General features: G+C 63.0%; 16 protein-coding genes. 10 read left to right on the top strand and 6 right to left on the bottom strand.

The window, feature by feature from the left end; all coding sequences use genetic code 11:
* Positions 1-63: 63 nt before the first annotated feature.
* Positions 64-444, bottom strand: coding sequence for a winged helix-turn-helix domain-containing protein (locus tag V1288_RS16720; protein WP_334358074.1), 381 nt, complete (start codon positions 442-444; stop codon positions 64-66).
* Positions 445-550: 106 nt separating this feature from the next.
* On the opposite strand from V1288_RS16720, the gene V1288_RS16725 reads away from it, so the two are divergent.
* The 3 genes from V1288_RS16725 to V1288_RS16735 all read left to right on the top strand — a co-directional run bounded on the left by V1288_RS16725 (position 551) and on the right by V1288_RS16735 (position 4,113).
* Entirely contained in the window at positions 551-1,675 is a 1,125-nt protein-coding gene (locus V1288_RS16725; protein WP_334358075.1) for an alkene reductase, read from the top strand.
* A gap of 30 nt (positions 1,676-1,705) precedes the next feature.
* Positions 1,706-2,218, top strand: coding sequence for a GFA family protein (locus V1288_RS16730; protein WP_334358076.1), 513 nt, complete (start codon positions 1,706-1,708; stop codon positions 2,216-2,218).
* Between the two features lie 230 nt (positions 2,219-2,448).
* The gene (locus V1288_RS16735; RefSeq protein ID WP_334358077.1) at positions 2,449-4,113 is read left to right on the top strand and encodes a thiamine pyrophosphate-binding protein; all 1,665 of its coding nucleotides are present in this window, start codon (positions 2,449-2,451) and stop codon (positions 4,111-4,113) included.
* 94 nt (positions 4,114-4,207) lie between these two features.
* Here V1288_RS16735 and V1288_RS16740 read toward each other — a convergent pair whose 3' ends face one another.
* Positions 4,208-5,596 (bottom strand): LLM class flavin-dependent oxidoreductase, encoded by a 1,389-nt coding sequence (locus V1288_RS16740; protein WP_334358078.1) that lies wholly within the window; start codon positions 5,594-5,596, stop codon positions 4,208-4,210.
* Positions 5,597-5,785: 189 nt separating this feature from the next.
* Here V1288_RS16740 and V1288_RS16745 point away from each other — a divergent pair, with 189 nt between their 5' ends.
* The gene (locus tag V1288_RS16745) at positions 5,786-7,171 is read left to right on the top strand and encodes a M20 family metallopeptidase (RefSeq protein WP_334358079.1); all 1,386 of its coding nucleotides are present in this window, start codon (positions 5,786-5,788) and stop codon (positions 7,169-7,171) included.
* Positions 7,172-7,178: 7 nt separating this feature from the next.
* Here the strand turns inward: V1288_RS16745 and V1288_RS16750 are convergent, their stop codons facing one another.
* From V1288_RS16750 to V1288_RS16765, 4 genes are all read right to left on the bottom strand, one after another.
* On the bottom strand, positions 7,179-8,687 hold the full coding sequence (locus V1288_RS16750; RefSeq protein ID WP_334358080.1) for a tripartite tricarboxylate transporter permease: 1,509 nt from the start codon (positions 8,685-8,687) through the stop codon (positions 7,179-7,181).
* Between the two features lie 7 nt (positions 8,688-8,694).
* The gene (locus V1288_RS16755; protein WP_334358081.1) at positions 8,695-9,180 is read right to left on the bottom strand and encodes a tripartite tricarboxylate transporter TctB family protein; all 486 of its coding nucleotides are present in this window, start codon (positions 9,178-9,180) and stop codon (positions 8,695-8,697) included.
* Between the two features lie 194 nt (positions 9,181-9,374).
* Entirely contained in the window at positions 9,375-10,346 is a 972-nt protein-coding gene (locus tag V1288_RS16760) for a Bug family tripartite tricarboxylate transporter substrate binding protein (RefSeq protein WP_334358082.1), read from the bottom strand.
* Between the two features lie 269 nt (positions 10,347-10,615).
* Positions 10,616-11,866, bottom strand: a complete 1,251-nt coding sequence (locus V1288_RS16765) for an FAD-dependent oxidoreductase (RefSeq protein WP_334358083.1) — start codon at positions 11,864-11,866, stop codon at positions 10,616-10,618.
* Between the two features lie 453 nt (positions 11,867-12,319).
* Here V1288_RS16765 and V1288_RS16770 point away from each other — a divergent pair, with 453 nt between their 5' ends.
* From V1288_RS16770 to V1288_RS16795, 6 genes are all read left to right on the top strand, one after another.
* Positions 12,320-13,258, top strand: coding sequence for a LysR family transcriptional regulator (locus tag V1288_RS16770; RefSeq protein WP_442893960.1), 939 nt, complete (start codon positions 12,320-12,322; stop codon positions 13,256-13,258).
* Positions 13,259-13,361: 103 nt separating this feature from the next.
* Entirely contained in the window at positions 13,362-14,213 is an 852-nt protein-coding gene (locus tag V1288_RS16775) for an amino acid ABC transporter substrate-binding protein (RefSeq protein WP_334361330.1), read from the top strand.
* A 206-nt stretch (positions 14,214-14,419) separates the two neighbouring features.
* Positions 14,420-15,151 (top strand): amino acid ABC transporter permease, encoded by a 732-nt coding sequence (locus V1288_RS16780; protein ID WP_334358085.1) that lies wholly within the window; start codon positions 14,420-14,422, stop codon positions 15,149-15,151.
* Between the two features lie 2 nt (positions 15,152-15,153).
* Positions 15,154-15,846 carry an amino acid ABC transporter permease gene (locus tag V1288_RS16785; RefSeq protein ID WP_334358086.1) on the top strand — a complete coding sequence of 231 codons (693 nt, stop codon included), beginning with the start codon at positions 15,154-15,156 and terminating at the stop codon, positions 15,844-15,846.
* 88 nt (positions 15,847-15,934) lie between these two features.
* Positions 15,935-16,666, top strand: coding sequence for an amino acid ABC transporter ATP-binding protein (locus tag V1288_RS16790; protein WP_334358087.1), 732 nt, complete (start codon positions 15,935-15,937; stop codon positions 16,664-16,666).
* Positions 16,667-16,851: 185 nt separating this feature from the next.
* The gene (locus V1288_RS16795) at positions 16,852-17,709 is read left to right on the top strand and encodes a D-amino-acid transaminase (RefSeq protein WP_334358088.1); all 858 of its coding nucleotides are present in this window, start codon (positions 16,852-16,854) and stop codon (positions 17,707-17,709) included.
* Positions 17,710-17,842 lie beyond the last annotated feature (133 nt).

Consider the following 17,842-nt stretch of genomic DNA (forward strand, 5'->3'; position numbering starts at 1 on the left):
AGTTTCCTGGACAGCTTGGGGTGACCTCAGCGCGTCCAGTTATCGCATACTTTCCGTCTGTTATCAGCCCGCGCGTTTCTTTGCCCGGCCGATATCGGATTGCAATGCCTGCAATTCCTTGCGCGCCGCGCTTGTGGCGGTGCGCTCGATCCTGCGGTAACGCGCGACCAGCGAGAGGCCGAATGGCGTCAGCACCGCGCCGCCGCCGTTCCTGCCGCCGGTCTGTCGTTCCACCGCGGCCTGCCGGCAGATACGGTTGATCTCGTCGACCAGATCCCAGGCGCGCTTGTAGGACATTTCCATGGCTCGGCCGGCGGCGGAAATCGACCCGCTTCGATGGATCGTTTCGAGCAACTCGATCTTGCCGGGACCGATACGTCCCCCTGCGTCGATATCGATGCGGACGCTGAGCGAAGGGTGGGCCTTGCCGTTCGATTTCTGCATGGAAGATGTGCTCACTCGCTTCGAGGCTACACGTTGCGTCTCAAACCTTTTACGAACAAGCTGAAGCGGCTACATATCCGTATCAACACGGGGTTCTGGAAGAGACATGAATTATCCATCGTTGTTTTCGCCGCTCAAGGTCGGTCCCTATCAGCTCACTCATCGTCTCGTGCTGGCGCCGTTGACGCGGATGCGGGCGGCGAAGCCGAGCCTCGCGCCGCGGCCGCTGAATGCGGAATATTATGCGCAGCGCGCGACGCCGGGCGGGTTGCTGATCGCCGAAGCCTCGCCGGTTACGGAAACAGGCTTCGGCAGCCCCGGCGTGCCCGGCATCTATACCGAGCAGCAGATCGCGGGCTGGCGCGAAGTGGTCGATGCCGTACACGCCAGGGGCGGCGTGATCTTCCTGCAGCTATGGCATGTCGGGCGCGTCTCGCATTCCTCGTTCCAGCCGGGCGGGGCGTTGCCGGTCGCGCCATCGGCGGTGCCGATTGCCGACTTGAAGACCGGGACCGCTGACGGCAAGGCGGTGCCCTATGAAACGCCGCGGGCGCTCGAGACGTCGGAGATTCCCGGCGTGGTCGATGCCTATCGGCAGGCGGCGAAGAATGCGCTTGCGGCCGGCTTCGACGGCGTCGAGGTGCACGGCGCCAACGGCTATTTGATCGAGCAATTCCTGCAGTCGCACACCAATTTGCGCACCGACCGGTACGGCGGCTCGATTCCGAATCGCGTGCGCTTCCTGATGGAAGTGACGCAGGCGGTGGTGGACGTGTGGGGCGCCGACCGCGTCGGCGTGCGGCTGTCACCTTATGGCGTCGCCAATGGCAGCGGCGAGCCGGACCCGATGCCGCTCTACACATATGCGGTCGAACAGCTCAATCCGCTTGGCCTGGCCTACCTGCATTTCATCGAGCCGCGCTCCTCCGGCGCCGGCCGTGCCGAGGTCAACCATCAGAACGTGCCGTCGGCGATGGTGCTGTTCCGCCCGATCTGGAAGGGCGTCCTGATCGCGGCCGGCGGCTTCACAGGCGAGACCGCGGACGCGGCGATCGGGGAAGGGCATGCCGACGCGGTCGCATTCGGCCGCATCTTCATTTCCAATCCGGACCTGCCGCGCCGCCTGCAGCGCGGCTTCCCGCTGACGCCCTACAACCGCGCGACGTTCTATGGCGGCGACGTGGTCGGCTATACGGACTACCCGGAGCACAACGAACTGGAGCAGGCGTAAATAGCTACATGATCGCCGAGAGGGCTCGCCATGTTTCCGGAAGAAGAAGCGGAAAAGAAAAAAACCAAAGCCGTCGCGCTCGGCAAGCCCGCCGCCGGCCAATGCCTGTGCGGCAAGGTCGCCTTCGAGATTGATGTGCCCGCGCGCTGGGCCTGGCACGATCATTCGCCGTCGAGCCGCCGCGCGCACGGCGCGGCCTATGCGACCTACGTCGGAAGCTGGCGCAAGCGTTTTCGTATCACCAAGGGCAAGACCAGCCTCACGCACTATGAGGACGAGGCCACCAAAACCGCGCGAAGTTTCTGCTCGAACTGCGGCACGCCGATTATCTATGAACGCCCGCGTTCGCCGCACATGGTCAATATCCCCCGTGCGCTGTTTTCGGGCCGCACCGGGCGGCAACCGCTCTATCACATCGCGATCGAGGAATTGCAGGAATGGGCCTACACCGGCGAACCGCTGGTGCCGCTGAAGGGATATCCGGGGGTAGTCTGGCAGCGTTCGAAAAAGAAGAAGCGCGCCGATCGTGAGGGGATGGTCTAGAGCAGGATGAGATTAGGTTGGGCCGTGACGACCGACCATCTCGTGCCCTGGACGCAAGCGACCTGAGCGCTGCGAGCCGGGACCAGTCTACTTTGCATGGGGTTGTTTTCGCGATTTTGTGTCTGGGCCCTGCGCAGGGCAGCCATGACCTCGCTCCATTGCGCGCGCCGTTCAAGTTTGATCATCTGCCTCCATCCTGCAAGTCAACGAACCGGCGGGCGAGAGGAAATATGAAAAACAAAATCACCGGCCGCTCCGCATTCCTTGCATTGCTGAAAGACGAGGGCATCACCCACCTGTTCGGCAATCCCGGCACCACCGAACTGCCCATCATGCACGCGCTGAAGGACCATCCCGACCTCACCTACGTGATGGCGATGCAGGAGAGCCTCGTCGTCGCCATGGCCGACGGTTTCAGCCGCGCCTCGGGCAAGCTCGTCGCCTGCAACGTCCACGTCGCGCCCGGCCTCGGCAACGCGATGGGTTCGCTCTACAACGCAAGCTTCACCGGCACGCCCCTGATCCTGACCGCAGGCCAGCAGGAACAGGGCCACGGCCTGACCGAGCCGGTGCTCTACGGCCCGCTGGTGCAGATGGCGCAGCCGCTGGTGAAATGGGCCGTCGAGGTGACGCGTCTGGAGGACCTTCCGCGCATCGTGCGCCGCGCCGCCAAGATCGCGACCACACCGCCGACCGGGCCGGTATTCATCTCACTGCCGGGCGATATTCTCAACGCCGAGGCCGGCATCGATCTCGGCCGCTCCACCCGGATCGATACCCGCGTCAAGCCGTCTGAGGAATCGCTGCAGGCGCTGACCGCGCGCATCCTGAAAGCGGAGCGGCCCGTGATCATCGTCGGCGACGAGATCGTCAAGAGCGATGCATTGCAGGAGGCCGCTCAACTCGCGGAAACGCTGGGCTGTCCGGCGTATCAGTCCTCAACGCCCTATGGCGCGCATTTCCTGTCCGAAAGCCCGTGCTTCATGGGCGCACTGGCGCGCATCCAGAAGATTGCCCGCAAGACGCTTGCGCCTTTCGACCTCATCATCGCGCTCGGCGGCGATCCGCTGCGGATGTCGGTCTATAGCGAAACCGATCCGCTGCCGGACGGGCTTTCGATCGTGCAGGTCGGCCTGGTCGATCACGATCTCGCCAGGAATTACGGCGCCGAGATCGTGCTCAAGGCCGACGTGAGGGAAACCCTGCGCGCGCTGGTGGCGGCGCTGAAGGCTGCGGGCGGTGGTACGCTCGAGACGCGCGCGAAGCAGGGATTGGCCGCGCTGGCGTCTAAGAACTGGACAGCCAGGCGCAAGCCGCTGGTCGAGCAGATATCGAAACACGCAAGTACCTCGCCGATCGATCCCGACTGGCTGGCGCTGCAGGTGGTCGAGGCAATGCCCGACAATGCGATCCTGGTCGACGAGGGGCTGACGTCATCGCGGCAGATGATCGCGTTGCGCCCGCATCGCGACCGCTACGGCTATCACGCGCTGGCCTCGGGTGGCATCGGCTGGGGACTGCCGGCGTCCGTCGGCGTCAGCCTCGCCAATCCGCAGCGACCGGTGGTGTGTTACTCCGGCGACGGCAGTTCGATGTATTCGATCCAGTCGCTGTGGACGGCGGCAAATCACAAGCTGCCGCTGACATTCGTGATCGTCAACAATGGCGGCTACCGCATCATCAAGCAGCGGCTGCTCGCCTTCCATGGCGATGATCATTATGTCGGCATGGATTTCATCGATCCGCCGGTGGACTTTACCGGCATGGCGAAATCGCTCGGACTCGAGGCGACACGGGTCACCGATCCCTCGCAGTTGAAGTCGGTATTGTCATCCGCGTTCAGCCGCCCCGGCGCGAAGCTAATCGAAGTTGTCGTGAGCAATTCGGTGAATTGACTATTCCGTCATTCCGGGGCGATGCGAAGCATCGAACCCGGAAGCTCGAGATTCCGGGTCTGGTCCTTCGGACCATCCCGGAATGACGCGGCAACTACCCCGCCGCTTTCGCCGCAAGGTGCGGCCGATACCGGCTCGCCGGATGCTGCTCCGTCAGCCGTGCTCGTCCCGCGCCGAACAGTTTTTCGCGCAGCGTTCCTTCCACATACGCGCTCTTGTATCTCCCGCGCCGAGTCAGCTCTGGCACCAGCATGTCGGCGATATCCTCGAAATCGCCGGGTGAGGTCGCGAACGCAACATTGAGGCCATCGACATCGGTCTGCTCGAACCAGGCCTCGATATCGTCGGCGACCTTCTCCGGCGTTCCGACTACGACGGGGCCGGCGCCGCCGATGCCGACATGTTCGACGACCTCACGCACGGTCCAGACCCTGTCAGGATCGGCACGCGTGACGTTGTCGAGCGCGGTGCGTCCGGCGTCGTTCTGGATGTGGCGTACCTGCTGGTCGAGGTCGTAGCCCGAGAAATCGATACCCATCCAGCCCGACATCAAGGTCAATGCGCCCTCGGCGGCGATGTGCGCGCGATAGTCGGCGTACTTTGCTTTTGCCTCTGCCTCGGTGCGGCCGAGAATGATCGTCATCATGGAGAACATCAGGATCTCGGCCGGGTTGCGCCCGATCTCCTTCGCCAGCGCGCGGATCGCTGCCACGCGTGGGCCGATGATCTTGGCCGACGGGCCCGACATGAACACGCATTCGGCGTGCTGGGCGGCAAACTGCCGTCCGCGCGGCGAGGTGCCGGCCTGGTACAGCACTGGCGTGCGCTGCGGCGACGGCTCGCTCAAGTGGATCGCATTGAGCCGGTAGTTCGTGCCCTCATGCGCGATGCGATGTACCTTGGAAGGATCTGCAAAGATGCCGCGCGCCCGGTCGCGCAGCACAGCGTCATCCTCCCAGCTTCCTTCCCAAAGCTTGTAGACCAGCTCCATATACTCATCCGCGATATCGTAGCGGTCGTCATGCGCGGTCTGCTTGTCCTTACCGGCGCCGCGGGCGGCCGAATCGAGATAGCCGGTCACCACATTCCAGCCGATCCGCCCCTCAGTCAGGTGATCGAGCGTCGACATCCGTCGCGCGAACGGATAGGGCGGCTCGAAGGAGAGATTGCTGGTGACGCCGAAGCCGAGATTCTGCGTTACCGACGCCATCGCCGGGATCAGCATCAGCGGCTCGTTGGCCGGTGTCTGCGCGGCGTTGCGCAACGCCGCATCGTGGCTGTTGCCATAGACGTCGTAGACGCCGAGCACGTCGGCGAGAAACAGCCCGTCGAACCGGCCGCGCTCCAGCGTCCTCGCCAGATCGAGCCAGTAGGGCAGGCGGTTGTAGCCGAGGGTGCGGTCGCGCGGATGGGTCCAGAGCCCCGGCGATTGATGCGCGACGCAGTTCATGGCGAACGCATTGAGCCGGATTTGCTTTGTCATGACGCGAGGACCCTGGAATGCGCGCAGAGTTCCCTGCGCATTCGCCCGATTATATGCCGGGCTATTGCCTGAAATTGTTGCATCCTTGCCGCTTTTAGCAAGGCCCATTCTGCAGGCCGTGCCACTTCCAGCGGGCGGCTTATCCCGATAGGTTGCGGCTCCCTACGAGCGTGAACAAAGGAAACGAATATGGCTGATAGAGCCGACGCGATTGCGCGGGTACGCGAGCATCTCCATTCCGGCGCATTTCTCGCCGAGCTCGGCCGCAGGGTCGGTTATCGGACCGAAAGCCAGAACCCCGGCAGCGGCGAGGCGTTGCGCGCCTATCTTGTCGATGACCTCCAGCCCGCCTTCGCCGCGCTGGACTTCTCCACCCGCCTGATCGAATCGCCGACCGGCAAGGGTCCGTATCTGCTGGCTGACTATCGCGAGGATGCCTCGCTGCCGACCGTGCTCACCTATGGTCACGGCGACGTCGTCGACGGCATGGACGGCGAATGGCGCGACAATCTCGATCCCTGGAAAACCACGACCAAAGGCGAGCGCGTCTATGGCCGCGGCACCGCCGACAACAAGGGCCAGCACAGCATCAATCTCGCGGCCTTGCGCGCCGTGCGCGAGACCCGAGGCGGCAAGCTCGGCTTCAACGCCAAATTCATCATCGAGACCGGCGAGGAGATCGGCTCGCCCGATCTGCGGCAGGTGTGCGAAGCCCACCGGGAGGAGCTGAAGGCGGATCTGTTCCTGGCATCCGACGGGCCGCGATTGTCGGCCGATCGGCCGACCATTTTCCTCGGCTGCCGCGGCGGCAACCGCATCCATCTCGATGTCAATCTGCGCGAGGGTGGCCACCATTCGGGCAATTGGGGCGGCGTGCTCGCCAACCCGGCGACGATACTTTGCAACGCCATCGCGAGCCTGGTCGACGGCAAGGGGCGGATGAAGCTCGACGCGCTCAAGCCGCCGCGGATTTCGAACGCCGTCCGCGCCGCGCTCGCGGACGTGAAGATCGAGCCGACCGCCGACGAGCCGGCACTGGCGTCCGACTGGGGCGAGGAAGGATTGTCGCCGGCGGAGCGGTTGTTTGCCTGGAATACACTGGAAGTCCTGGCGATGTCGTCCGGCAATGTCGAGAAGCCGGCCAACGCCATTCCCGGCCGCGCCAATGCCGTGCTGCAGCTCCGCTTCGTCGTCGGCACCCGATATGAAGAGGTCGTCGATGCCGTGCGCACGCATTTGCATGCCAACGGTTTTTCGATGGTGGAGGTCAGCGGCGCGCAGCGCTTCGCCGCCTCGCGTACCGATGTCGACAGCCCCTGGGTGAACTGGACGGCGGACTCGATCCGCAAGACCACCGGCAAGGCGCCAGCGATCCTGCCGAATTTCGGCGGCTCGCTGCCCAACGACGTGTTCGCCGAAGGGCTGGGGCTGCCGACGATCTGGGTGCCGCACTCCTATCCCGGCTGCTCGCAGCATGCGCCGGACGAACACATTCTGCTGCCCGTGACCGAAGAAGCGCTCGCCATCATGGCGGGGCTGTTCTGGGATCTCGGCGAGAAGACGCGGGCGTTCTAGCTGCGGCTCACGCCCCTTCGTCCAGAGCGACCATCTCGCGTTTCTTGCGCAGCGCGGGCAGCAGCGGCGCGACCAGCAGCACCAACGCGAACAACAGGCAGGCGGCCGAGATCGGCCGCTGCACGAAGGTCATGAGATCGCCCTGCGACAGGATCAGCGATTTACGCAGATTATTCTCCAGCATCGGCCCCAGCACGAACGCCAGCACCAGCGGCGCCGGCTCATAGCCGAGCTTGCGCATGAAATAGCCGATCACGCCGAACGCGATCATCACATAGACGTCGAACACATTGTTGCTGGAGCAATAGACGCCGATGACGGTGAACAGGATGATCAGCGGGAACAGGATATTGTAGGGCAATTTGAGGAGCTGCACCCACATCCCGATCATCGGCAGGTTCAGCACGAGCAGCATCAGATTGCCGATATACATGCTGGCGACGATGCCCCAGAACAGGCCCGGGTTCTGCGTGATCATCAGAGGTCCAGGCTGCAGCCCGTGAATGACGAAGGCGCCGAGCAGCAGCGCCATCACCACGTTCGGCGGAATGCCGAGCGTCATCAGCGGAATGAAGGCGCCGCCGGCGGCTGCGTTGTTGGCGGCTTCGGGTCCCGCCACGCCTTCGATCGCGCCGTTGCCGAAGCGCTCCGGTGTCTTGGACAACCGTTTCTCCAACGCATAGGACGCGAACGACGAGATCACCGCGCCGCCACCAGGCAGAATGCCGAGGAAAAATCCAAGGACCGTTCCGCGCGTCATCGGACCGGCGCTGGTTTTCCAGTCCTGCCTGCTTGGAAGCAGGTGCGTGATCTTGGTGTTGATGATGTCGCGCTTGATGACCTGCTCGGTGTTGAGCAGCACTTCGGCGATTCCGAACAGGCCCATCACCACGGGGACGAGGCCAATGCCGTCAATCAGCTCCACCCGGCCGAAAGTCAGGCGCGGCTGCGCGGTGATGCTGTCGAGCCCGACCACGCCGAGCACGACCCCGATGCAGGCCATCAACAGCGCCTTTGCCATCGAGCCCTGCGTCAGGAAGGTGAGGACCACAAGGCCGAGCACCATCAGGCTGAAATATTCGGCCGGTCCGAATGCAATCGCGACGCTGGCGAGCTTGGGCGCCACCAGCATCAGCGCGATCAGCGCGAAGGTGCCGGCGAAGAACGAGCCGAATGCGGAGATGCCGAGCGCAGGTCCTGCGCGGCCCTGCTTGGCCATCTGGTGGCCATCGATACAGGTGACGACGGACGCGGCCTCGCCGGGAATGTTGACCAGGATCGAAGTGGTCGAGCCGCCATACATCGAGCCGTAGTAGATGCCAGCCATCATGATGATGCCGGACTCCGGCGTGCCCGACAGCGTGATCGGCAATAGCAGCGACATCGCCGAGATCGGGCCGATGCCCGGCAACACGCCGACCAGCGTACCGATGAACACGCCGATGAAGCAGTAGATCAGGTTGATGGGTTGAAGGGCGACGCCGAAGCCATGGGCAACATTGACGAGTGTGTCCATGGTGCGATCAGCCGATTTCGAAAATGCCAGAGGGCAACTGGATCAGGAGCAGGCGTTTGAGGATCCACCACATCCCAAGCGGAACCAGCACTGCAATCGGGACGGCCAGCGGCCAGCGCACCGGATCGACCACGCGCAACAGCAGCAACATCAACGGAATGGAGGACAGCAGAAAGCCGAGCGGGTTGAGGGCGAACGAAAAAGCGACGAGGCAGACGATCACCAATAGCGGCTTGGTCCAGCGCGTGTTCACCCAACGCGAGCCAAAGGTCGGCCCGCCTTCGGTCAATGCGGCGATGATGATCGAGGCGGCGAACAGGCACATCAGGATGCCGGTATAGAACAACACGAAGCCGGAGCCGGGGTCGTTGATGGTGCCGAGCTTGAGCTTGAGTCCGGACCAGATCACGAAGCCGCCCAGCGCAAGCCCGATCAGCCCGCCCCACAGTTCGGAATTGTTGAGGCGGAATTTGACGTTGGTGTCGTTGCTCATGCGTCTCTCTCAGCCGTTCCCCGGACGCTGTGCAGCACCATCAGCGCGTTTACGCGCGTCTTGACGCGCTATGGTGATACGCTGCACAAGCCGGGGTCCATGGGTGTCCGGGCGCAGTGTTTGCGGATGCAGTGGGTCCCGGCTCTGCGGAGCAGCGTAAAGAACGCTGCACCGCGTCCGGGACACGGCCGAAACTAATTCGTCTTTTTCGCCAGCCCGAGCCTGTCGACCACCTTGCGCTCGGACTCGGTGACCTCGACGACGAACTTCTTGTAGTCCTCGGTGCTCTTGTAACTGGGCACCATGTCGAATTTGGCCAGCGTGGCGATCACGGCCGGATCTTCCAGGGCCTTCTTGAAGGCGTCGTGCAGCTTGGCGACGATCTTCGGGTCCATGCCCTTCGGACCGGCGATGCCGAACGGTGAATCATAGACCATGGGATAGCCGAGCTCCTTCAGCGTCGGAACATCGGGATAGTTCGGCGAGCGCGCCGAGGTCCACACCATCAGAAGCCTCAGCTTGCCGGCGTCGACCAGCGGCCGCCAGCCGGTCGAGTCCGCCTGCAGCATGGTATGCTGCCCCAGCACCGCGGCATTGGTTTCCGCACCGCCCTTGAACGGCACCTGGGTCAGCTTGATGCCGGCCATCGAGGCGATCTGCTCCATGCCGATATGCAGCGACGTACCGGCGCCCGGGGTGGCATAGGTCACCTTGCCGGGATTCTGCTTGGCGTAATCGACAACGTCCTTCCAGGTCTTGAACGGCGACTCGGTGCTGGTGGTGACGCCGAAGGTGTAGCCGGTGAGGTGGACGATATAGGTGAAGTCCTTGTCGGGATTCCACGAGACTTCCTGCATCAAGGGCAGGCGGAACACGGTGATCGGAATCTGGGCGATGGTATAGCCGTCGGGCTTGGCGCCTGCCGCCATGGTGGCAGGGCCGACGGTGCCGCTGCCACCGGCCTTGTTGTCGATGGCGATCGGCTGTCCGAGCACCTTGGAAGCGCTTTCGGCGAGCGCCCGCATCGAGATATCGGTCGAGCCGCCCGCGGGCCACGGGACGATCAGCGTGATCGGCTTGGTGGGATATTCCTGCGCGCCCGCGGCTGCCGATAGCAGCATGCCGATGGCAGCGACAGCGATCGTCAGGCGGCTGCGTCGAACCATATCAAATCCTCCCCGGCCTCCTTAATGGCGAGGCGCGTTTTTTCTTTACTGTGCCCGATCTTCCCTGAAATCGGCGTGGAAGAAAAGCTTATTGACCTGGAGCCGCTCGCGCCGCCTGGGCCGCAATCGGCTGGAAACGACATCTGCGACAATTGGTCTGCCACGGTCATCCCGAGGTGCGGAATTTGGCTGTCGCTGTGCCGGGGATGTTTGGGGCAGTACGGTATGGACCGGATGGGCCGGTTCCATGCGTTCGCAAACACTTGCCGTTACGCCGCGCGTCGCAGCGCAAACGCCCCGGTCTCGGTGGCCGGGCGCTTGCGATCAATCATGTCCGCCGTCAGCCGCGCACTGCCGCAGGCCAGCGTCCAGCCGAGCATGCCGTGGCCCGAGTTGATGAACAGCCCGTCGAGCGGCGACCAGCCGATGATCGGCCGGCTGTCGGGCGTCGTAGGGCGAAGCCCGCACCAGGGCTCGATGTTGCCGGCAACGTCGATGCCGAGCAGCTCGGTCGAAGCGCGGCGCAGGATATCGACGCGTGCGGCATCGAACGTGTTGTTGCTTTCGAGATCGGCGATGCCGGCGACCCTTATCGCCGTGCGGGCATCGCGTGCGAGTGGCGCGAATACCAGCTTGCGCTCCATATCCGTCACGCTGTGCCTGATAACGTGCGTATCGGGGGCCGGCGTCAGCGTGATGCTGTAACCCTTGAGTGGATAGATCGGCAGATAGAATCCGCATGCTCTGGCAAATGCGCTCGATGCCGCTCCCATACACAGAACGAAGCGGTCCGCCTGCACATGTCCGTTTCCGGTGTCGATGGCGACCAGGCGGCCGTCGGATCGCACCGGCCCGACAACGGGCGTATTGAGCAACCATTCGACGTTTCGCTGCCGTCTCAGGCGGAACGTAAGCCCCGCGCAGAATGCCGCGCAATCTCCGACCTGTTCGGAGGCTGTGAAGATGCCGCCCGCGAGTTCGCCGGCATCGAGTCTGAGTGCAGGCTCCAGCGCCAGGCATTCGGCCGGCGTCAACACCTGCTGGCTGTCCTCGCCAGTGATCACGCGCCGCGCGGCATCGAATGCTTTTCTGCTGCGGAACACCACAAGCTTGCCGGCGGTCTGCAGTCCGAACGACAGATGCAGGGTTTGCGTCAGCCGCGCCAGTTCGCTCCGGCTCAACGCAGCGAGCGCGAGCTGTGCTGCAATGGTCTCGCGCACCGCTGCCGGCCGGCAGGCGAGCAGGAATCGCGCGCCCCAGGAGATCAGGGCGGGATCGAGGCTGGCGCGGATGCGCATCGGCGAATCCGGCGATAGCAGCAGCGATGGCAGCTTCAGCAAGGTTGCCGGAGACGCCAGCGGCGCCACGAACGCGTAAGAAAGCTGGCCGCCGTTGGCGGCGCTGGCGTCTTTCGCGGTGGAAGCATGCCGGTCGACGATGATGACGTCGTGCCCGGCCTCGGCAAGGCACCATGCGGTCGTCAGTCCGATGACGCCGGCGCCCAGTACACAGATTTTCATCTCTAGGTCTCGCCTTGGGTGATCGCCCGATCTAAACGCGAGAGCCGACCTGGCGAAGGGTTATCGCGCGCCAGGCTAAGGGTTCCGGACGCGGCCATTGATGCCAAGTCTGCATGATGCAAAATTTGCATAACCTGCCCACGGCGTGGCAAGCTAATGAAGGCGTGACCTCATGGGCGAGCGCGGACCGGCTTATATGACAAGGCCAGGAATGATCGGGATCGTCGCGCTGGTGACGGCAGGGTGTAGCGATGCAAAGCTTGCATTGGCCAGCCTGCCGGCCGCTCCGCTACGTATTCCGGCATGGGCCTTCACATTTCGTATCGAGAACCAGCGCCGGTTGGCGTCCACGGCCATGTGCCGCCCCGAGGCGGGCTTTGCGGCCGCGCGTCGTCCGCGGCCTGCATCAAGGCGGGGAGTGTGATGGAGCTTCGCTGGCTTCAAGATTTCCTGATGGTGGCCGAGACCGGCAATTTTACGCGCGCCGCCGAGAAACGAAACACATCTCAGGCGGCGTTCAGCCGCCGCATCAAGTCACTGGAGGCCTGGCTCGGCTTCGACCTGATCGACCGCAGTGTCTACCCGACGCAGCTCACGCCGCAAGGCGAGCGTTTCCGCGAGCATGCCGGCGAGTTGCTGCGGCAGATGCTCGACAGTCGCGGCGAGCTTGGCGGCAAGCCGCTTGGCCGCAACGAACATATCCGCATCGCCCTGCCGTTCGCGATGGCCACTGCACGGCTGCCGCATTGGTGGCAGGCCTGGTCACAGGAGCGGCGGTTGAGTTGCTCGGTGGTGGTGGGCAACATCCACGATCTCGTCACCTCGCTGGTGTCAGACAATGTGGACCTGATGATCTGCTATCACCACGCCCAGCAGCCGATCCATCTCGATCCGGATCTTTACGAGTCTGTGACGCTCGGTACAGAATTCCTGCGGCCCTATGCCAGCGAAGCGCTGGTGGCCAAGGGTGGTGCATCGCTGCCTGGCCGGGCGGCGCATCCGGTCCCCCTCTTGATGTATTCGCCCGGTGTCTATTTCGCCCGGTTGGTCGATCTCATCCTGGAGAATGCCCCCATTTCCGGCGTGCGGGTCATCGAAAGCGACATGTCCGACGTCCTCTGCGGGATGGCGCTGAGCGGCCGCGGCGTGGCTTGGTTAACGGAGGGCACCGTCGCGGCTTCGGGCCGGAAGCGGCTGACCCCGATTGGCGGCGACAAATGGGCGCTGCCTTTGTCTTTAGTCGCATTCAGGGGTCGAATGCATGATGGTCAACGGGCACTAAATCTGTTTTGGTCCGAATTGTGCAGGCATAGTGTCGGGCACGCCGGGGGCGGTCTTGCAAGAACAGGTTCGAGACTGCCGGCCAAACGGCCCGGCAAGTTGCTGAGTTAGGGTGGATGAGCAATCATCTGAAACCTTTTGAGGGAGAAGTTACGTGAAACACCGTCAGATTATCGGCTGCCTGGTCGCGGGTGCGTTGTGCACCACCCCGGCAATGGCGCAGGAACTCACCGGGACGCTGAAGAACATCAAGGACACCGGCGCCATCACGCTCGGATTCCGCGACTCGTCCATTCCGTTCTCCTATCTCGACGACAACCAGAAGCCCGTCGGCTACGCCATGGACATCTGCTACAAGATCGTCGATACCGTGAAAAAGGAGCTCAAGCTCGACAAGCTTGAGGTCAAGCTCAATCCGGTGACGTCGTCGACCCGTATCCCGCTGCTCGCCAACGGCACCATCGATCTCGAATGCGGCTCGACCACCAACAACACCGAACGTCAGAAGCAGATTTCCTACACCAACACCCACTTCCTGACCGCGAGCCGCTACGTCACCAAGAAGGCGAGCAAGATCAATTCGATCGACGACCTCAAGGGCAAGTCGGTGGTCTCCACCGCCGGCACCACCAACATCAAGCAGCTCACCGAAGCCAACGCTGCGCGCAGCCTCAACATCAACATCATCCCGGCCAAGGATCACGCCGAGGCATTCCTGATGGTCGAGACCGACCGCGCGGTGGCCTTTGTGATGGACGACATCCTGCTGGCGAGCCTGATCGCCGGCTCGAAAGCGCCGGGCGACTATGTCATCTCCAAGGACGCGTTCTCCAAGCCCGAGCCTTACGGCATTATGCTGCGCAAGGACGATCCGGCCTTCAAGAAGGTGGTCGACGCCGCGACCGCGGCGCTCTACACCGGCGGCGAGGGCCAGAAGATCTACGACAAATGGTTCACGCAGAAAATTCCGCCCAAGGGGCTGAACCTCAACGTGCCGATCAGCTCCGAGCTCAAGAACGAGTTCGCCAAGCCCTCGGACTCGCCGGATCCGGACTCGTATAAGTAGACCCACATCGTGAGGCGCCGCGCCATGCGCGGCACCTCCAGCAATAGCGGCGAAGCCGTTATGCAAGGGTGAGGGGCAATAGCTGGTCCGGCCATTTTTCAAGCGGAGAATGGCCGGACTTTTGCATAAGTGTCGTGACGGATAAGCGTTAGTGATACACAGGCGTTAGTGACCAAGAGATTTTCGGCACTTTCGGGCGGTGCAGCGTGAACTACAACTGGAATTGGCACATCTTCTTCGAGCCGAACCCGACCGGGGCCGGCACCTATCTCGACATGCTGGTGTCGGGACTGCTGCTGACTATCAAGACGGCGCTGCTGGCCTGGATCATCGCGCTGATCTTCGGCACGATCATCGGCATCCTCCGCTCGTTGCCGTCGAAGACGGCATCCTGGATCGGCTTTGGCTACGTCGAATTCTTCCGCAACATGCCGCTCTTGGTGCAGCTATTTCTCTGGTTCTTCGTGCTGCCGGAACTGCTGCCGCGTGGCGCGGGGTTGTGGCTAAAACAGCTTCCCAATGCGCCGTTCTGGACGGCGGCGATCGGGGTCGGCCTGTTCATGTCGGCGCGCGTCGCCGTCCAGCTTGCCGCCGGCATTGCCTCGCTGCCGCGCGGGCAGAAGCAGGCGGCAACGGCGCTTGGGCTGACGACAGGACAAGGCTATCGCTACGTGCTGCTGCCAATCGCGTTCCGCATCATCCTGCCGCCGCTCACGTCCGAATTCCTCAACACCATCAAGAATACCTCGGTCGCGATCACCATCGGCCTGATCGAACTGACCGGCCAGGCGCGGGCGATGCAGGAATTCTCGTTTCAGGTGTTCGAGGCTTTCACCGCCGCAACCGTGATGTATCTCGCGATCAACATCATCGTCGTCACCGGCATGCGCTTCCTCGAACGCAGCCTGGCGATCCCCGGCTACATTGCGGGGAAATGACCATGTTTGACAATCTCGATTTCGACGTCATCCGCCGCTCGCTGCCGTATCTCTTCCTCGACGGCATGAGCTTCACGCTGATGCTGACGGGACTCTCCGCGCTGGGTGGCCTGGTCTTCGGCACGCTGATTGCGCTGATGCGGCTGTCAAGCTACCGGCTGCTCGGCCGTATCGCCGGGTTCTATGTCGACTTCATGCGTTCGCTGCCGCTGGTGCTGGTGATCTTCTGGTTCTATTTCCTGGTCCCCTATATCGGGCAATGGTTGACCGGCGCGTCGCGGCCCATTCGGGTCGGCGCGTTCACTTCGTCGCTGGTCACCTTCATCATGTTCGAAGCGGCGTATTTCTCCGAGATCATGCGCGCTGGCATCCAGTCGATCTCGAGGGGGCAGCCGGCGGCCGCAAGCGCGCTCGGCCTGACCTACAGCCAGTCCATGCGCTACATCGTGCTGCCGCAGGCGTTCCGGAATATGCTGCCGGTGCTGCTGACGCAGACCATCGTGCTGTTCCAGGACACCTCATTGGTCTATGTGCTGTCGATCCCGGATTTCCTCGGCGCCGCCAGCAAGGTGGCCCAGCGCGACGGGCGGCTGGTCGAGATGTACCTGTTCGCGGCCGCGGTCTATTTCGCGATTTCCTGTTTCGCGTCCTACGGCGTTCGGCGCCTGCAGGCACGCATTGCCATTGTACGGTAGCGAGCATGATCCGGAAAAGTGGAAACCGGTTTTCCTCGGGACAAACGCCAAGCGTTTGCCCGGAGATCATGCTCAAAAGGAAGAGTTCATGATCGAAATCAGCCACGTCAATAAATGGTATGGGCCGAGCTTCCAGGTGCTGAAGGACTGCAGCACCAGCGTCGCCAAGGGCGAGGTCGTGGTGGTTTGCGGCCCGTCGGGTTCGGGAAAGTCGACGCTGATCAAATGCGTCAACGCGCTGGAGCCGTTTCAAGAGGGCCAGATCATCCTCGACGGTATCAAGGTCAACGATCCCAAGACCGATTTGCCAAAACTGCGCGCCCGCGTCGGCATGGTGTTCCAGCATTTCGAACTGTTTCCGCATTTGCGCATCATCGAGAATCTGTGCCTGGCGCAGGAGAAGGTGCTGGGCCGCTCGCATGACGAGGCGATGGCCAAGGGCGAGAAATTGCTCGAGCGCGTTGGGTTGACCGTGCATGCGAAGAAATATCCGGCGGAACTGTCCGGCGGGCAGCAGCAGCGCGTCGCGATCGCGCGCGCACTGGCGATGGACCCGATCGCGATGCTGTTCGACGAGCCGACTTCGGCGCTCGATCCCGAAATGATCAGCGAGGTGCTCGACGTCATGGTCGATCTCGCCCACGAGGGTATGACCATGATGGTCGTTACTCACGAAATGGGCTTTGCCAGCAAGGTCGCCAATCGCGTGATCTTCATGGACAAGGGCGAGATCGTCGAGGACGCGCTGAAGACCGATTTCTTCGGCAGCCCGCGCAGCGAGCGCGCGCAGAAGTTCTTGTCGAAGATTCTGTCGCATTAGGCCCCGCCGTCGTTCCGGGGCGCCTCGCAGAGGCGAACCCGGAATCTCGAGATTCTCCGGTGCGCAATTGCGCACCATAGTTCGATACTTTGCATCGCCCCGGAATGACGTGGCGAGAGTTCCTCGCCATTACAAATAACCCATAAGATCAACCACCGACATCGCTACCTCCAGGAGACTCTGCTTTGGAACAGATCGCTTACGTCAATGGTTCGTTCGTGCCACTTTCAGAGGCGAAGATCTCAATCCTCGACCGCGGCTTCCTGTTTGCCGACGGCATCTATGAGGTCGCGGCCGTGCTCGAGGGCAAGCTGATCGATAACGCCTCGCATCTGGCGCGGTTGGAGCGCTCGGTCGGCGAGATCGAACTGGCGCTGCCGGAAACGACGGCGCGCATCCAGGAAATCCAGCAGGAGCTCGTCAAGCGCAACAATCTCGTCAACGGCATGGTTTATCTGGAAGTGACGCGCGGTGCCGACACCGGACGCGATTTTGCGTTCCCCAAGGGCGTCAAGCCGACGCTGATCATGTTCACTTCGACCAAGGACATCATCAACGCGCCGTCGGCCAAGACCGGCATCAAGGTGATCACGGTGCCCGACCTGCGCTGGGCGAGGCGCGACATCAAGAGCGTGGCGCTGCTGGCGCAGGTGCTGGCCAAGCAGGCTGCCGCAGCGGCCGGCGCCGGTGAGGCCTGGATGATCGAGGACGGCAAGGTGACCGAGGGCGGCTCGTCATCATGCTTCATCCTGACCCAGGATGACGTCATCGTGACGCGGGAGAACGGCAGCGAGATCCTGCCCGGCTGCACCCGCAAGGCCGTGGTCGCGCTGGCCGAAGAGCGCCAGCTTCGCGTCGAGGAGCGGGCATTTTCCGTCGAGGAGGCGCTCGCCGCCAAGGAAGCCTTCGTCACCAGCGCCAGCGTTTTCGTGCAGGCTGTGGTGTCGATCGACGGCAAGAACGTCGCCGACGGCAAGCCCGGTCCGATGACCAATCGCCTGCGCGAGATCTATGTCGAGTTCGCCAAGGCGACGGCGCTGTAGTACCCCAAGATGTCGTCGCCCGGCTTGAGCCGGGCGACCCGGTATTCCAGAGACGAATTTGCTTGAACGGAGATGCCGCGCCGTACCGGATGCCCCGCTTGAAGCGGGCATGACAGCGGAGGATTGCTGAGGC

The organism is Bradyrhizobium sp. AZCC 2176 (genome assembly GCF_036924645.1).
GTDB lineage: Bacteria > Pseudomonadota > Alphaproteobacteria > Rhizobiales > Xanthobacteraceae > Bradyrhizobium.

Excerpts from the sequence above, each read along its gene's own strand:
- V1288_RS16720 (WP_334358074.1), bottom strand. The coding sequence starts at position 444 with ATGCAGAAATCGAACGGCAAGGCCCACCCTTCGCTCAGCGTCCGCATC.
- V1288_RS16725 (WP_334358075.1), top strand. The coding sequence starts at position 551 with ATGAATTATCCATCGTTGTTTTCGCCGCTCAAGGTCGGTCCCTATCAG.
- V1288_RS16730 (WP_334358076.1), top strand. The coding sequence starts at position 1,706 with ATGTTTCCGGAAGAAGAAGCGGAAAAGAAAAAAACCAAAGCCGTCGCG.
- V1288_RS16735 (WP_334358077.1), top strand. The coding sequence starts at position 2,449 with ATGAAAAACAAAATCACCGGCCGCTCCGCATTCCTTGCATTGCTGAAA.
- V1288_RS16740 (WP_334358078.1), bottom strand. The coding sequence starts at position 5,596 with ATGACAAAGCAAATCCGGCTCAATGCGTTCGCCATGAACTGCGTCGCG.
- V1288_RS16745 (WP_334358079.1), top strand. The coding sequence starts at position 5,786 with ATGGCTGATAGAGCCGACGCGATTGCGCGGGTACGCGAGCATCTCCAT.
- V1288_RS16750 (WP_334358080.1), bottom strand. The coding sequence starts at position 8,687 with ATGGACACACTCGTCAATGTTGCCCATGGCTTCGGCGTCGCCCTTCAA.
- V1288_RS16755 (WP_334358081.1), bottom strand. The coding sequence starts at position 9,180 with ATGAGCAACGACACCAACGTCAAATTCCGCCTCAACAATTCCGAACTG.
- V1288_RS16760 (WP_334358082.1), bottom strand. The coding sequence starts at position 10,346 with ATGGTTCGACGCAGCCGCCTGACGATCGCTGTCGCTGCCATCGGCATG.
- V1288_RS16765 (WP_334358083.1), bottom strand. The coding sequence starts at position 11,866 with ATGAAAATCTGTGTACTGGGCGCCGGCGTCATCGGACTGACGACCGCA.
- V1288_RS16770 (WP_442893960.1), top strand. The coding sequence starts at position 12,320 with ATGGTGGCCGAGACCGGCAATTTTACGCGCGCCGCCGAGAAACGAAAC.
- V1288_RS16775 (WP_334361330.1), top strand. The coding sequence starts at position 13,362 with ATGGCGCAGGAACTCACCGGGACGCTGAAGAACATCAAGGACACCGGC.
- V1288_RS16785 (WP_334358086.1), top strand. The coding sequence starts at position 15,154 with ATGTTTGACAATCTCGATTTCGACGTCATCCGCCGCTCGCTGCCGTAT.
- V1288_RS16790 (WP_334358087.1), top strand. The coding sequence starts at position 15,935 with ATGATCGAAATCAGCCACGTCAATAAATGGTATGGGCCGAGCTTCCAG.